The sequence below is a fragment of the Virgibacillus salexigens genome, from assembly GCF_014905415.1.
Lineage (GTDB): Bacteria > Bacillota > Bacilli > Bacillales > Amphibacillaceae > Virgibacillus > Virgibacillus salexigens.
On sequence record NZ_BNEO01000001.1, the window covers coordinates 73,035 to 89,616 of the forward strand.

A 16,582-nucleotide genomic window follows, 5' to 3' on the forward strand; every position below is an offset into this window, starting at 1 on the left:
ATTATTTGGCCTCCCTTTTATCTGACTGTTGATTCGCTTGGGTTCCATTTTGCTTCCATTTCGTCAGGGACATAATGACACCAATTATCAATGCAGCTGCTGCAACAGCCCAACCACCATATAGAATAAACACATCTGGATAACCTTCATAGTTGCCTGTTGGAGTATCAAATTGCTTCATCAAATTTTGACGGAATAAATCAAACATCATATATCCTAAAACAATGGGTGTAATAACATTTAGACTTAAAGTCCACCACCAGCCTAAACGAATATCGGAGACTTCGTCTGCATGTGCTTTGATATTCTTCACTTCACGGAGTATCCATGCAATAAGCACAACTTCTACTAATCCAACTAATGCCACGCCAAATTGATTAATAAAATAATCTGCTGCATCTAGGAAGTATAACCCACCTTGCGTAGCAAATAGTAAGGAAATAATGGCAGCTGTTCCACCACCGAATAATACTGCTTTCGTTCTAGAGATTTTAAATTTATCAACTAAACCTGCGATATACGTCTCTGTGATTGACATTAACGACGTTAGGCCGGCTAAAACCAACGATGCAAAAAATAAGAATCCAAATAATCCATTTAGTCCAGGAAATTCATTAATAATAGCTGGGAATACGACAAATGCTAATCCCACTCCACCGGAAACAACCTCATCTACCCCCACCCCAGATTGTGTTGCCATAAAGCCTAGTACAGAGAATACCCCTATACCTGCAAGTAACTCAAAGCTTGAATTACCAAATCCAGTGATAAATGCATTATTTGTAATATCTGATTTCTTAGGTAAATAGCTTGAATAAGTAATCATAATCGCAAATGCAATCGAGAGACTGAAAAATATTTGACCGTATGCTGCTACCCATACTTCCCCAGACCAAATCTTACTAAAATCTGGTGAAAAGAAGGCTTCCAATCCAGCCAAAGCACCGTCTAAAGTTACGGCTCGAATAACAATAATAAGGAAAATAATTACTAATGCAGGGATAAATATCCGATTGGCTACTTCTATTCCTCTCTTTACACCTTTGAATAAAATACCCAATACCACAATCCACACAATAATAAGCGGTATTAGTACTCCTGGCACAAGACTTCCTGCTTGACCTGGGTCTACCGTTCGATTTAAAAAGTCATTCATTAAAAATCCTTCGGTGTCTGATCCCCAGCTTAAATTAAAGGAAAAAACGGAATAAGATATTGCCCAGGCAATAATAACAGAGTAATAGGTAGATATTACGAAGGCTACTAAAACAGCCCACCAACCAACGAATTCGGTTTTTTTATTTAATCGCTTATAGGATAATGGTGCAGATCCACGGTATTTATGACCTAGTGTGAACTCCATAATAAGTATAGGAATTCCAGCGGTTAATAATGCAAATAAATATGGAATGATAAATGCTCCTCCACCATTCTCATAAGCAACCGCAGGAAAGCGCCAAATATTACCTAAACCGATTGCTGACCCAACAGCAGCCATAATAAACCCTGCTCTTGTTCCCCACTGTGAACGAGTATCCATACGAAGACTTCCCCCTTTTCCCCTTTTTAAACTATTTATATGTTCATAGTTTAAAGGAATGTTTTAAAAGTTTGTTTTTTTCTGATATTTATGCTTGTATTATAACGGTACTTTTCGCCTATGTCAAAGAAATTATTTAAAATTCAAGATATTGCCAATTGACCGATATTGATCTTGACAAAAACATCCATCCTCTTGAAGAAAAGGATGGATGTACGATTAATGTTTACTTGATTTTGTATTTTTCAGGAAATGAATAAGTACAGCAAAGGCTGTAATGATAGCAATTGTTACTAATAACGGCAGGATCACTTGGTTGGTAAACCCAATTAATAAATATCCTACTGCAGCCGAAACTGCTGCTAAAATAGCATATGGCAACTGTGTAAGCACATGATCTATATGATTGGAGCCGGCACCAGTAGAGGATAAAATTGTCGTATCAGATATTGGTGTACAATGATCGCCAAATACAGAACCTGCAAGTACGGCTGCCATGGAAGGTAATAACATATCTATATCTGTAATCACAGTCACTTCTGCTGCTATTGGCAGCATAATTCCAAATGTTCCCCATGACGTTCCTGTTGCTAATGCCATAAAGCCTGCAATAATAAAAAATAAGAATGGCAATAGTGAAGGGCTAATGGATGAATTATTCACAATTTGTGCCAAGTATTCTCCAGTTTTTAATGTTCCGATAATCGACCCAATCATCCAAGCCAATAAAAGAATATAAATTGCTGGCAGCATCGTCTTTATACCTTCAACGATAATTTTTTCTGCATTATTTTTTGGTTTCCCTTGTACTGCATGGAAGATATAGGCAGTTAATACTGCTGTAAGCCCACCAATAAATAGAGAAAGGTTTACGTTTGTATTTGCAAAAATAGTTAATATACTTATTTCACCTTCACTAGCATTTGCTCCAGTTATTAGCATTGAAATGATCGTGGCTGCAATAAGTACTCCAATTGGAACAAGCAAATGATATATTTTCCCAGATTGATGAGCTTCAAATGTATCACTTAAATCTCCTGGTACATTATCTTGTTCTGGATCTATTAATGCTCCAGTTTTAACCGCCCTTTTTTCATGTTTCCTCATTGGGCCAATATCCATCTTGAGATAGGCTACAAGAAACACAAGTAAAATAGCTCCCAAAGCGTATAAATTAAAAGGTATCATTTTAATAAATGCTTCTAATGGTTCCATTGATGTGATACCATTTGCTGCAAGTAATCCACCAATAATACCGATGATATATGCTCCCCAACTAGAAATTGGTGAAATAACAGTTACCGGTGCTGAAGTTGAATCGATAATGTAAGCAAGCTTTGCTCGAGAAATTCGATGTCGGTCTGTTAACGGACGAGCTATTTGTCCTACTGCTAAACTGTTAAAATAATCATCAATGAAAATGATAATACCTAGCACTGCACTCATCGCTTGTGCACCAACACGCGTCTTCACTCGTTTAATCATCCACTCTCCAAAAGCACGGCTTCCTCCTGAGGCTTGTAGAAAAGCAGTCATCATTCCAAGTAAAAGGAGAAATCCTAATAACAGTAGATTACCAGTATTTGGAGCCCCGTCTGTAACAAAAATAGTATATAAATTATTTCCTATTTCTTTTAGCGAATCCCAAATTGCAAAATCATGAATGAGTAACGCTCCTACTACAATTCCTGTCCCTAGAGACAGTAAAACATTTCTCGTTAATAGTACAAGTACCAGCATTAATACTGCTGGGATAAGTGAAAAAATGGTTCCTTCCATTGCTGTTACCTCCATATAAGATTGTTTACAAAAGGAAAGAAAACATACTGTTCAAGAAAATGGGATAAGTAACTGTGGGGGGTGTCCGTTAGAAAGGTAGCTTTTGTAGACAGAAAAAAAGACAATGATAGAAAATAACCTACCATTGCCTTTACAATATACGTTATCCTCCATTTCGATCAGTAGTTCTCCATGCGACTTCTTTGCATGACAGTATACTTCTTATTCAAAAGCATACCAGTAACAATAAGCCTGACACCTATTGTACTTCGGCAGTAAATCCTTTCCTCCATCATCCTAGTTGTCATCCTCCGACTGAGTACTCATATCTATTGCACCTCTACCTCACCGATCTGATAAGGTTTATTATTCAAATTATTATATTAAGTATAGCAAGGTTTTAATTATTATTCAAGTCATCTTTTGGTACTGAGATATTTGGTCCACCCTCGTCACCCCCATAAAAGTCAGGGACATCTCCCATTAATACTCGAGAGTCAACATAGACCCTAGTACTTATCTCCGATGGTTCAGTCGTAAATGGAACAACAATTTGTGCATTGACAGTGACTGGGATATAAATCTCAATTAATACTGCGTTTATCCCAAATTTCTTTACCTCATACTCTACATCTGATTGAATACTACCGACAATTTCAAAATGGACAGGAACTTTTGGACCTAAATTAGATAATATTGTACTTCCTGTAGCTTGCCCAATCGGAATCTCTACCACAGTAGGATCTTTATCAGCTAAATCATTGGCTGTATCCCCATAGTCCTGCGGCTCCATATCCGGATCATCTGTGTTCAGCGTTTCACCTTTATTCATTCCATATAAGAAGTATTCTGCTCGTTTTGTAGCTGTTCGTAAGGCGCGATTGACAGCAGATGATTTCCAGCCAACAATTGCTGGACTGCCATTATCCTTTGTCGTTACTTCCATTAAATCATCGAAGCTAATATTTTCCGTTGATTTAACTGCTTCATTGATTGTCCGTGTCGCAAACTCTTGTGTTTTTTGATTTGCTATCTCCATTAAAGGCGGGGTTATCCCTTTATCCACGATGATGATACTAAGGGAGGTCAAGATTACAAAAGCAATTGTCGTCATTAAAAAAACAACCTTTACTGGAGATGTTGTTCGCAGTTTAAATCTTGGTCGTCTACCCATACGAAAACCCCCTTGAAACAAACTTATGCTTGTTTCAAGTTAGTTAGAATTTAAAATCTACATAAATAAAATGCCTCCCTCTTAGGAGACACTAACTTAAGATATTCGTATTAAGGCATCCTTGCCAATCATACCTTCTTCCCAACCATATTGTTCCTTTGCAGAATGAGTTACCTTCTCTAGTGGTGCATGTAGTAAATCATCAATCGTACGAACACCTACTGCACGACCTGCAATAACTTCTCGATCTGCCAATTTTTCACTTAACAAATCCACATCTAATGCAGCACACATAATGTAACCAATTTCATTCGAGATAATTAATAAATTCGTCTTAGGCAACTCAACACAAATAGCTGTAAAGAACATACCATCCTCTACTTCTAATGGATTTACTGTAATCATAAGTGTAAACGGCCTCCCCTTCATCCTAGTCACCATATCTATATGCAAAAGGAGGCCATGGCGTCACTACCCTTCGTTAACAAATTGTTGCAATGTTTCCGCTAGTATGTCTCTTAAAAATGCGGGTAAATAATATTGTTTTACTTCCGATTTAGCTACTTCTGGCAACAATCTACCAAATGTAAAGGTATCTGCAGTGGCTACTCTATACGTTTGATTAGCCTCTAAGGCTGATTGTCCATCAAGGAACGCTTGCCTTATAAAAATATCTCCATTCGTTAATTCTTCGGTAGCGAGTTCTATTCCAGAGAATGTCATTTTCCCTAAAACTTTTCCACGAAAACCAAAGCCTTTCAGTTGAAAATTCATAAAGTCTTCTGTTTGTGAAGTACGAATAACTTCTAATAATTCATTACCGGTCAATTCAACAACACATGTATTAATTGGATGTGGGCAGATTCGATGAATATCTCCATACGTTACCTCCCCTTCAGGAAGGCCCTCTAACAATACACCGGCATTGAGCATAGAACAATCGGCGTTTGTCTGCAATTTTATTGAATCTGCCAAAGCCTTAATAATCGGTGTTTCTTCCCACCAATTAACTGCTAGCGGTTCGGTTAAGTTTACCACTGGTTCGGCTAAATGAACGGTTGCTTGCTCTAAAAGCTTGGTAACCTTGTCTTCCGTTTGGTTATCTTGCGGTAAGTGTGAAATATTTGTAGTATAGGCTTCTTTATTTACGAGTTTTTGTGTTTGATGATCCCAAGTTAATATAACTTCACCAACATAATTACAATGCTTTCCTGCTGCTGTAATTAATGTATCATTTATATATTCTCCTGTTCGTAACAGGTGGTGCGTATGGCCACCAATAATCACGTCAATTTCTGTAAATCTATCAGCAATTTCTTGATCTTCACTGAAGCCTAAATGAGACAATAAGATAATAATATCTACTTTTCCCCTAATATCATCTATGATTTTCTCTAATTGTTCATATGGTGGAGAGACGTGCCAATCCAATAGTTCATAAAAAGCATTAAATGGTGCCGTGAGCCCAACTACACCAATGGTTACATCATGAACAGTTTCTAGTACTACGCTAGGCTTCAACCAGTCCGGCTCCACCTGATCCATACTATGTAAATTACCACAAACGACATCAAATTGAGCATGATCGTAAAGCTGAAACAATTCATCATGTGATAGGGTTATCCCCTCGTTATTTCCTAAGGTAATTACATCATAATCAGCTTCATTCATTAATTCGACATTTGCCTTCCCCTTGAAGGCATCTGCAATAGGATGCATACGATCCACATGATCTCCAATGTCAATTCTCCAACTCGAATTCCCCATTGCTTCACAACGTTTTTTTGCATCCTTTAAATAACTTGTAACACGAGACCAGTTATTAAAGTTGCTATGTAAATCATTTGTATAATAAAAATAAATTTTCTCTTCCATTTTGTTATGCTCCTTACGACAGCCCTTGAGAAATCATTCGAATTCCTATTATAATTAATAAAATCCGCAAGATCCATTCAAGCACCTTTCCTGTTAATCGTTGATTAACCCAAGCACCAAGTTTCCCACCAACCCATGCACCTGGTATAAAAAAGAGAAGATACTCCCACTCGATATGGCCGAGGGCAATATGAGTTGCCGCTCCAATTAAGCTAATAAAAAATATCATAAACATCGATGTAGCTGTAGCAATGTGAGCTGGGAAACCAAATAATAAAATCATAGCTGGAACCATAATAGAACCGCCGCCTATACCAAACAACCCAGATAATATACCAACGGCTAAAGATAAACCAAAGGCTATCCATTTTGAAACGGTATAGTGATAAGTAGTTCCATTAAGATGAAACGTTCGTACACCTTTTAATTCACTATTCATGTGAATAGATGGTTCTTTCCGTTTTATAAAAAAAAGAAGAGATATGACAATGGTAATGCAACCAAAATATAAAAGAAATTCATCAGCTTCTACAAATTGATTTAACCACGATCCGAGTATCCCGCCAGGTATACTTCCAGTTAAAAATAAGATCCCTGTTCGAACATCAACACGACCACGTTTATAATAAGATACTGTCGAAGACATTGCTGTAAATACCATTGATACTAAAGAAATACCTACGATTGCTTGTGGTGTTGCCCAGGCAAAAGCATCTGAGGCTTGATTCAGGAACAGCAAACTAGGTATAAGTACAATCCCCCCGCCTAATCCCATTAAACCTCCTACAAATGCTGTTATAATCCCTATAACTAAACAAACAACAAAGACCAATATCTATCCCTTCCATCTACATCAAAATACGTTCTTCATTTAATACTAGCATTGATTTTTAACATTTCCCACATGTATACCTTAGCTTTTAATAAACATTTACACATAGGAAAACCAATTATAACATGAGACTTTTTAAAACCTTGAACCTCAAAAAAATTTTCTTAATAAAAATAGCACTTAACCATACATAGGTCCAGTGCTATCATTACAAGGTTTTTAACTAAATAACGATTTTTTTCCATACAGAACTTCTTTCTCCTCCGAATCAAACAACTCATTTCTGGAGATAATAAATACAAAAGGAGGGAAAGGAGGGATGTGAATGATCTATATTCAAGTTAAAGAGAATATTATATTTATAAAGACCTGGCCCATAATTATGACAATCCTACTCATCAAACAATTATGGGCACTACTTTGAAGAGGGGCATGTCCCCTCTTTTCACTTATAGTATGGATGAATTTAAATATAATTATACTAAAAGAATGAAATTTACTAGAGAAATTCATTTCAACGACTGGTTATCCCTGCTGCAACGCTCTAGTAAATCTATCAGTCTTAACTATTTATCCTTTAATTAATACCTTTCCTCTATTCAGAAACATAATTGTTTGCATTCTCTTTTTCAGGTTTAATCGTCTTCATTTTATAAATAAAATAGTAATGCTTATAGATGGCCAGAAGCGCTAATAGAACCTGAATGAAAAGGATGTCCATATACCAAATTGAAAACAAGATAAATGCATCTGCTATGAGATTAATTCGAATTTTTTCTTTCCGAGACATCCCTTTTTTCTCTTTGAATCGGACAACGTATTTCTTATAGAAAGCGGTCTGTTTAAACCAATTATCCATACGTTTAGAACTTTTGCCAAAACAAAAAGCTGCAAATAGAAAAAAAGGGCCTCCCGGCAAAACAGGGAGTATAATCCCACCAATTCCTATCCCCAGTGATATACACCCAAGTAGAAAAAACAACATACTTTTTATATTTTTAATGGTAATCACCTTACTTCATTATTTTTCACGATCATAGGAGCGCTCGACCAAATCAACACATAGAAATGGAATCTCAAACAATAGTATGCACGGACGATAATTTTTAAACGTTCAAGATGAGAGCTACTTCAAAATAACTATACTCCTATTATACAATCGCATTACTACGTTCAACAAGCCGTTTACTTTCCATTAACTCCCTTCGTCTGCAGATAGAAATCACACCGTAACCTCCCTCCTTCGTAATCTAGCTTAAAAAACTAATTTTTTCACGTGCTGTTATTTACACTGCTTGTACGTTTACCCTTTTATACCATTGCTGTTTCTACAACATTTGTTAACGTCAACACAAAACAATATTGATCTATACAGTATAAAAGTTAAACCTTAGAGCTTTTGGCAAAAACATAATTTATTAGAGAAACAAACGAACGTTAAATTATTATAAATTCACACTTGCATTTATATGGTTATATAGCTTACTATATAACCATATAACAAACAATAAAGGCGTTGATGATATGGCTCAACATTTTCAATCGGAAAAACCAATATTTATACAAATTCGAGAAAAAGTAGAGGATCAAATAGTTCGAGGGTCTCTCAAAGAAGGAGAACAGGCACCTTCCACAACGCAACTCGTAAATTTCTATAAAGTGAATCACGTTACTGTTGCAAAAGGTATGAATCAATTAGTCGAAGCAGGGATCCTTTATAAAAAACGAGGAATTGGTATGTTTGTCGCAAAAGGAGCACAACAGAAATTGCTCCAAAAAAGAAAGGAAAATTTTGCTTCTGTCTATTTAATAAATATGATCCTAGAAGCTGAAAAACTGAAACTTTCAGAAGAAGAACTATTTGATTTAATCAAGAAAACAAAGGAGGAAATCCATAATGACGCATAAACTTGAACTAAAAAATATCTCTTTAACTTATGGAAAACAACAAAGTCTTAATGATGTTACAACTGTATTGGAATCTGGAAAAATCTACGGCCTAATCGGAAGAAATGGAGCTGGAAAAACATCATTGTTATCATTAGTTGCTTCTTATCGCCTTCCTACATTAGGTACCATTACCTTTGATGGTAATGAGCTGTTTGAACACCCTAATCATATGAAAAATATTCACTTTGGTTACGACCGTGTTTATAAAGATGAAGCAATTGAAAATGCAAATAAATACCTCGAATCAGTTAAATTACACCGACCACACTTTGATGAAACTTATGCAGATCAATTAATTTCCAAATTCAAAATTGATGTAAACAAGCCACTCAGTAAATTTTCAAAGGGAATGGTTGCTGCTTTCCACATTATGCTTGGGCTTGCAAATCGCACACCAGTTACCATTTTTGATGAGGTATATTTAGGGCTTGATGCACCGACAAGAGAAATGTTTTATCAGGAACTATTAAAAGAACATGAAAGAAACGATAGAATGTTTATTCTTTCCACCCATTTGGTCTCTGAAATGGAGCATCTATTTGATCATATTCTCATTCTACATCATGGCAAACTAGTAGCCGATGAAGATTTTGAAACCTTCACGAATCGAGGAGTAAAACTTATTGGAGCTAACGAGATCGTCGATGAATTTACTGCAAACAAACATATTTTGCATGAGGAAAAGCTAGGTGGTACCAAGGCTACAACAATTTATGGGGAATTCAAGGAGGAAGACTGGAGACGTGCTAAATTAAAAGATCTTGAAGTTTCTCCGATCTCCTTGCAACATTTATTCACATATCTCACAAAGGAGGAAGCATGATGCGTCAGCATTTAAATAAAACTGTTATTAGGGAGCTCTATAAAGAATGGTTGAAATGGTCAATTTGGTTATTTGCTATTATTATCATCCTTCGTGTTTTGCATTGGATTGGAGATTATTTTGGTGAAGTAGAACCAGCGATAGATCACTTTATGTATTTTATGAATGAATCTAGCCCTATTTTTATGCTCGTTGTTGGGATCATGATGGTATTCACGTTTCTTCGATATTATACGGAACATGGACTTACACGGAGAACCTATTTTATAGGCGGGGCTATCGCTTCGCTCATGATCACTATAACCATTGGGGTCATTAGTATGCTTCTTCCTGTAATAGAAGGAATCGTCCTATCACTATTTGGTATTCATTATCCAGAACATTTACAATTCCACAGTTTCGGATATTGGATCAGCTACTTTCTATTATTTATAATAACTTCATGGCTTTACTATATCATTGGTTGGTTTATCGGCCATGTTTTCTATCGATATAACTGGTGGAAAGGCATATTCGCAAGTTTTTTTGGCTTTGTCTTAGTGATGCTAGAAAATGTTATCAACGGAGAAACGGTGACCGTGTATGGTGTTCATTTTGAAGGACTTTCACTGTCTATATTCACTTCTATAATCATCTTACTGCTGTTAAGTGCAGGTATGTTAGTAATCAACTACCGATTAGTAAAAGATATTCAAGTGAAAATGAAGTAAACACCTTGCATCATGATTAGATACACATTAGGTATAAATCACAAACTAAAACCCTTGCCACAAACATTGCTGTGACAAGGGTTTTGTCTGTTTTAATCGATGGAACCTTCCATTTCGAATTTGAATATTTTTGACTTTCAACTCATGTTTTATCTAATCAAAACGTTTATGTTATGCGTTTTTGCTATTATTAGTCTTCAAACTAATTCATACTTTATCAAGCTGACCGGGCACAAGAACACTATTACGGGGGTAACATGAACTTTGGACAAAACATATCCATTCCCCACCATATATTGTCGAGTCATTTCGCTTTGTCCTGTTTTAGTTCAATTGATTTTAACAAGACATGTAGCAAGAGTGATTTATTCACTCTTAGAAAAATTGATACCATATAAAAAGAATAATTTTTTAACTTTAAAGACCCTAATACTGTTTTATAGGTTTCCTTTTTGTGGATAAACGATTCCCGACCACCCTCTAATATAGACTCATGCTTTTGATTCTGATTTTGTTGTTTACTATTTTTTTTAATCATTTCAGCTAGTACTTTCCTTGGAATAATCTTTTGTCCGTTTACATCTACCTCAGCCTTATCATCTGGATAACCTTTTTTCAAAAGCCACCCACGTTTATTATCAGGAAGCTTCGGTTATCGGATTTGAACAATTCGGTATCGGGCATGACCTCTCAGCTGCCGGTGGAGGAACTCGTCTATTTCGAACTGCATATAAAGAGGGGGCGGAGTATGTTCCACTACTAAAAGAAGCGCATCAATTATGGAAAAACCTAGAGATAATTTGCATTATACGTTATTGCACTTTGGCAGTTAGTCTAGCAACTTTTTTTTATGAAATTTGCCTGTATATGGAAGCAAAAAATCCTTTTTCTATAATGTGATTGCCTCCAAGCAGTCTAGTAGTTATACCGGCAGGAAAACCAACAGAAACACACCTTGAGACATATGCGGCCATTTTTCGTACGGCCGCCTACCCCTACTACATCCCCTTTCGTCTAATGTTTCAGTACTTTGAACCATCTTATTAATAAAAGCTTTTCCTTAGCAACTTTAATTTCTATTTTATTCAAATATCGATTTACGGTCCTCTAAAAGCCGAATTCTTCCTCAATTCTCTTCTCGGTTTGTTTCTGCAACGATTCTTCCCTTTCATTCGATTCAAACAAGATATTACCGCTTTGAATATATGTTTGAACTTGGCTAAAGCCAATTGCTTCAAGAGCGCGCCTCAATTCGGCCATTTTGATTTTATTTCTTCCACCTCCGTTAACACCTCGCAACAGTGCAATATAAATCATCATTCTACCCTTTTCCGGCATTACGTTTCGCATCATTCAGATAGAGCGTACTTTGCAATAAAAGCACCCCCCATTTAGACAATTACGTACACAGAAAGAAAAATTAAAACACACTTATTATTCGTCTCCCCCCAGCATTGTATAGATTTCAATCAAGTTTCCATCCGGATCACACAAATGAGCAATCCGAGCGCCCCACTCTGTACGATCATGGGGCTCGTTCACAAACGTAATGTCCTTTTCACGAAGATGCTTGTAAGCCTTATCGACATTTTCCACCTTAAACTGAAATAAGAATGATGATTGTGTTTCCACATCCACAGGCTTATTTTCCTCACCGACTCCTCTAGCCATCACGTTTCGAGGTAAAAGTTCAATTTTGGTTTCTCCCGTGTCAAAGAGAGCATACTCCATGGCTTCCTCATACAAGCTAATTGGTAATTCAAGGTGTTTTTTGTAAAACGAAACGCTTTTTCTAAAATCTTTGACCAAAAGTCTAATTTGCAGTAGTTTCAATTCCATCACCTTCCAAAAAGTAAGATTGTTTGATCGTCATTCATTCTCTTATCTGACGACCTTGTCTTACTATAAAACAACTTGACTGACAATTGCGGTCAGTCAAGTTCAGATTTTTGGTGATGATAAAGTAATTTTGAAACAGCATCAACTAATTTTTCCTTTAAAAAAGTAGGTTCTAAAACATCAACCGTTGTTCCATAAGTAAGCAAAAAATTAGGAACATAAGTCGAAATGGCACTTTCATCAAGTTTAAAATAAGCCCGATTTTTCGATCGTTCCACAATCGCGTGTCCAAATAACCAATGATTACACAGATCATTAATGGCATGCGGAGTACCTTGAATGGAAACCGTCAGTAGTTGGTTCTGATTTTCCCTATCAGGTAAAAGATTTTGAAGGAAAAACTGCCGAGTTGAAAAACTTTCTGGCTTTTTAAATATAATATCTGTGATGGATAAGGATTGAATGCGATCCACTCGAAAACTGCGAATATTACGGCGTAAATGGCAATAGGCGATGACATACCATTTTCCCTTCCAATACGTCAATCCATATGGATCAACCCGACGTTCCTGCAAGGAGGCTTGGTATCCTTTTTGATACACTATAGTGAGCATTTTGCCATCTGCCACTGATATTTCCAACTCCTGAAGAAAAGAATTCAAGGAAGAATCAGGTTTAGGACTAATCACATCAATTCCCTTTTCGTGACGGTCAATTTCCTCTGATTGATTCGGATTTGTGTATCTTTTCAGCTTGGAAACCGCTCGATTTAATGCGTCACCGAAGGGGTAGCCAGCCTCTTCTGCAAATTTGGATGCATGGACAAGTGCCTTCTGTTCATCCATGCCAAAAAAAAGTGGAGCTTTAGTCAAGTCATAAAGCAAACGGTACCCACCGTTATGCCCGGAATCAGCTATAATTGGAACGCCGCTGGCACACAACGAATCAATATAGCGATAAACACTTCGAATATGGATTTCAAGTTCATTCGCCAATTGTTTAGCAGTCATCTGTTTTTTCGTTTTTAACAACCATAAAATGGCGAGCATCTTATCAGCCTTGGACATACTACACCTCTTAAAGACAAAATTTCAAACTACTGCCATCTTTATCTCATAAATCATAAGAGTATTTTCGTACAACCCTTCTAGAAATCAAGAGTACCGCGTTGTTCGACAATCTGGCCCGATTCAGGAAAGACCTTATTCCAGATTTGCACCCTTTAACGTAAGACTCGATTTCAAGATAAACTTAATATACATTAATATCTATCTTTAGTTACTGTTCCCTTATATGTCCCAGTGACAAAGTTCTTACCCTAGACCGCAAAGCACCACATTGTTAATGATTCTCCTAATTCAAACGTTCTTCTTTTATGATTTAATTGAATCAATTATAGTATTTCTATATACCCATCTGCTCCGTTCACCCTGATCCTTTGTCCATCCTTGATCAGCTTCGTAGCATTTTCCACTCCAACAACTGCTGGCAAGCCATATTCACGTGCGATAACCGCTCCATGGGTCATCAGTCCGCCAACTTCGGTGACTAGACCTTTTATGGATACAAACAATGGTGTCCAGCTAGGGTCGGTAAAGGCTGTGACTAATATATCTCCATCTTCTAGATCAGCATCTCCCATGTTTAAAATGACCCGAGCGCATCCCTCTATAACTCCGGAAGAGACAGGAAGACCTAAAATAGCATCTGCTGGGAGATTTTCTCGTTTGTATGCTCCTGTAATGATTTCACCATCAGACGTGATCACACGTGGAGGAGTTAGTTTTTCATATAATTTGTACTCATCTTTTCGTTTACTAATGATCTGATCATCCAGTTTATGTGTGCGTACGATTTCACGAAGTTCTTCAAAAGTGAGATAGTATATATCTTCTTTTTCATGAACCACGCCTACTTGTACGAGCTGTTCGGCTTCTTTCAGTAAAGCCTGTTTATAAACAAAGTAGCGATTAATCATACCGTATTTTGGATATTCCCTAAACCCGCTGAAATTCCGAATTAGGTCAATCATTCGTTTTGTTTCTTTAGCTTTTTGGCCACCATCCGGTAATTGCTTCAATCGATCTAATAACTCTTGTTCTTTTTTCAAAGCAATACGTCGACCTTGCTCAAATTTCTGTTTGCTGGCATTAGACTCGAAGTTTTTGATATTACTAAGAATCATAGGGACAAGTGTAATTGGTTTTTCGCTCCAACGGGTTTTCGTAATATCGATTTCTCCAACACATCGCATTCCGTAGTTGTTAAGATAAGCTATTATGGCGTTCTGAGCTTCCTTTCCACCGTCAAACTTAACCAGTTCATCCAAAAAGTTATTGTCTTTTGCTTGCTGTAAAAAATCAATTACTTCCGGATAAGGGCGAATCACATCGGCAACATCCAAAAGCGCCAGACCCATTTCTGAAGTAATATTATTTGGTACAGATTGAGAAAGCGTGTCTGCTGCGTTTTTTTCGCCTAACCACTTATTCATTTTTTCATTGATCCATGATGAAGCATCCATCGCATCCATAATCACACTCATACGTGGGTCAAATAGATCCTTCTTTAATCGCAGTATATCTTCTAGAATAAAATCAAATAAATCTGAACCTGATTTCGTTTGGATGTTTTGTTTTAACCCTTCTATCGATGTTTGACTGCTCTTAATCAAATCAGAAACAATTTTCAGTTCTTTTTCGATTTGTGCTTGAGAATCCATAACCGATATACCTTTATTGCTTTGTTCAGGACTCTGTACTTTTATATCATTTGGTGATGATTTAATAAAGTCTTCTCGCTCTACGATAGTCATAAGTGCGTCTTTTATGAGGGGATCGGATTGTCCTAGGGCATCTATTATATTCTTTCTGCTGTCAGGTGATGCCAGTTGATGGGAGACATCAACAAACAACCTTCCACCAGCTTTACGCATGGGTGCAGGAGTCGTTAACAGGAAAAAAGACAATCCCAATGGTTTCATGGCTTCAGTCATCATTTGTTGATGCCCAACAGATACATAAACGTGATTTTCTTGATCAGTCGCTTCAGGGATGGGATATAAAGTCGTGATTGGACGACTCTGAACAATATAACATGTATCGTCAACCAAACACCATTCGATATCTTGTGGGCAACCAAAATAAGCTTCGATCCGTTTTCCGATGCGTGCCAGATGTAAAATTTGTTGTTCAGTAAGTGTTTGAGTCTTTTGCTGATCCGCATCTATCTGCTGGGTCTCTGTTCCGCCTTCTTTTCGTCCGTATATGGCCAATTTTTTGATTGCGATCATTTTATCGATGATTTCCTCTTCCTTTACTTTATAACAATCGGCGGATACCAAACCAGAGACCAATGCTTCTCCAAGTCCAAAACTGGCATTGATTGATAGCAGCTTTCGATTGGAGGTAATGGGGTCAGCAGTAAATAAAATTCCTGAAGCATGTGGGAAAACCATCCTTTGAACGATAACGGATAAATACACTTGTCTGTGATCAAATCCGTTTTGCATTCGGTAGATTACCGCACGATCCGTAAATAGGGAAGCCCAACATTTTCGGATGTGACTCAAAATAGCTTCTTTTCCGATAATATTTAAATAGGTTTCTTGCTGACCGGCAAAAGAGGCATATGGTAAATCTTCAGCAGTTGCACTGGAACGCACTGCATAAGCATGTTCATCGCCAAATTGGGAGAGATAGTCAGCGACTGCGCCCATAACATCGGAAGGAACCTCTGTTTCCATTATGGTTTTTCGAATCCTCCTGCTGATTTCACCAATTTGATCTCGATCCTCTACTTTAAGCAGTGTTAGTTGATCCAACAATGCGTAGAAGGCTTCATTTTGTTCGAGAGCTTTTTGATAGGCTTCTGTCGTAACACAAAATCCTTCCGGCACTTGTATTCCATGAATTTTTGATAATTCCCCTAAATTAACCCCTTTGCCTCCGGTCGCCCTTTGTCTTGTTTTATCAATCTCCTGAAGCTCTAAAACATATTGATTCATATCTTTCCCTCCCATTTAATAGCTGCAGACTGCGTCAAAGAAGCAACATTACTT

General features: G+C 37.1%; 14 protein-coding genes, 1 pseudogene and 1 riboswitch. Of the genes and pseudogenes, 3 read left to right on the top strand and 12 right to left on the bottom strand.

Annotated features, from left to right (window positions below; genetic code table 11):
* Nucleotide 1: 1 nt before the first annotated feature.
* The 7 genes from JKP73_RS00380 to JKP73_RS00410 all read right to left on the bottom strand — a co-directional run bounded on the left by JKP73_RS00380 (nt 2) and on the right by JKP73_RS00410 (nt 8,212).
* Complete coding sequence (locus JKP73_RS00380; RefSeq protein WP_021288940.1) at nt 2-1,540, bottom strand: sodium-dependent transporter; 1,539 nt, start codon at nt 1,538-1,540, stop codon at nt 2-4.
* 219 nt (nt 1,541-1,759) lie between these two features.
* A complete protein-coding gene (locus tag JKP73_RS00385) occupies nt 1,760-3,319 on the bottom strand; it encodes a Na+/H+ antiporter NhaC family protein (RefSeq protein ID WP_021288941.1) in 1,560 nt (519 codons plus the stop codon).
* A 175-nt stretch (nt 3,320-3,494) separates the two neighbouring features.
* A riboswitch (Lysine riboswitch) is annotated at nt 3,495-3,670 on the bottom strand.
* A 49-nt stretch (nt 3,671-3,719) separates the two neighbouring features.
* Nucleotides 3,720-4,493 carry a sporulation protein YunB gene (yunB, locus tag JKP73_RS00390; RefSeq protein ID WP_038243142.1) on the bottom strand — a complete coding sequence of 258 codons (774 nt, stop codon included), beginning with the start codon at nt 4,491-4,493 and terminating at the stop codon, nt 3,720-3,722.
* A gap of 96 nt (nt 4,494-4,589) precedes the next feature.
* On the bottom strand, nt 4,590-4,898 hold the full coding sequence (locus tag JKP73_RS00395; protein ID WP_021288943.1) for a YunC family protein: 309 nt from the start codon (nt 4,896-4,898) through the stop codon (nt 4,590-4,592).
* Between the two features lie 66 nt (nt 4,899-4,964).
* Entirely contained in the window at nt 4,965-6,368 is a 1,404-nt protein-coding gene (locus JKP73_RS00400; protein WP_021288944.1) for a bifunctional metallophosphatase/5'-nucleotidase, read from the bottom strand.
* Nucleotides 6,369-6,381: 13 nt separating this feature from the next.
* On the bottom strand, nt 6,382-7,200 hold the full coding sequence (locus JKP73_RS00405) for a sulfite exporter TauE/SafE family protein (RefSeq protein WP_038243136.1): 819 nt from the start codon (nt 7,198-7,200) through the stop codon (nt 6,382-6,384).
* 595 nt (nt 7,201-7,795) lie between these two features.
* Complete coding sequence (locus tag JKP73_RS00410) at nt 7,796-8,212, bottom strand: YbaN family protein (RefSeq protein ID WP_231378647.1); 417 nt, start codon at nt 8,210-8,212, stop codon at nt 7,796-7,798.
* Nucleotides 8,213-8,724: 512 nt separating this feature from the next.
* Here JKP73_RS00410 and JKP73_RS00415 point away from each other — a divergent pair.
* Genes JKP73_RS00415 through JKP73_RS00425 form a run of 3 tightly spaced genes read left to right on the top strand, consistent with a single transcriptional unit; the run spans nt 8,725 to nt 10,683 of the window.
* A complete protein-coding gene (locus JKP73_RS00415; RefSeq protein WP_021288948.1) occupies nt 8,725-9,108 on the top strand; it encodes a GntR family transcriptional regulator in 384 nt (127 codons plus the stop codon).
* On the top strand, nt 9,098-9,973 hold the full coding sequence (locus JKP73_RS00420) for an ATP-binding cassette domain-containing protein (RefSeq protein WP_021288949.1): 876 nt from the start codon (nt 9,098-9,100) through the stop codon (nt 9,971-9,973). Before JKP73_RS00415 ends, JKP73_RS00420 begins: the two co-directional genes overlap by 11 nt.
* Nucleotides 9,970-10,683 (top strand): hypothetical protein, encoded by a 714-nt coding sequence (locus JKP73_RS00425; RefSeq protein ID WP_148530689.1) that lies wholly within the window; start codon nt 9,970-9,972, stop codon nt 10,681-10,683. The genes JKP73_RS00420 and JKP73_RS00425 overlap by 4 nt, the downstream gene beginning before the upstream one ends.
* Before the next feature lie 427 nt (nt 10,684-11,110).
* Here JKP73_RS00425 and JKP73_RS23590 read toward each other — a convergent pair.
* The 5 genes and pseudogenes from JKP73_RS23590 to ppsA all read right to left on the bottom strand — a co-directional run.
* Nucleotides 11,111-11,323: pseudogene (locus tag JKP73_RS23590) on the bottom strand (hypothetical protein); the annotation flags it as partial.
* Nucleotides 11,324-11,790: 467 nt separating this feature from the next.
* The gene (locus tag JKP73_RS00435) at nt 11,791-12,036 is read right to left on the bottom strand and encodes a DUF1697 domain-containing protein (RefSeq protein ID WP_051739043.1); all 246 of its coding nucleotides are present in this window, start codon (nt 12,034-12,036) and stop codon (nt 11,791-11,793) included.
* An 81-nt stretch (nt 12,037-12,117) separates the two neighbouring features.
* Nucleotides 12,118-12,516 (bottom strand): VOC family protein, encoded by a 399-nt coding sequence (locus JKP73_RS00440; protein ID WP_038243110.1) that lies wholly within the window; start codon nt 12,514-12,516, stop codon nt 12,118-12,120.
* Between the two features lie 98 nt (nt 12,517-12,614).
* Nucleotides 12,615-13,589 (bottom strand): helix-turn-helix transcriptional regulator, encoded by a 975-nt coding sequence (locus JKP73_RS00445; RefSeq protein ID WP_160806580.1) that lies wholly within the window; start codon nt 13,587-13,589, stop codon nt 12,615-12,617.
* Between the two features lie 326 nt (nt 13,590-13,915).
* Nucleotides 13,916-16,528 (bottom strand): phosphoenolpyruvate synthase, encoded by a 2,613-nt coding sequence (gene ppsA / locus JKP73_RS00450; protein WP_200410793.1) that lies wholly within the window; start codon nt 16,526-16,528, stop codon nt 13,916-13,918.
* Between the last annotated feature and the right edge of the window lie 54 nt (nt 16,529-16,582).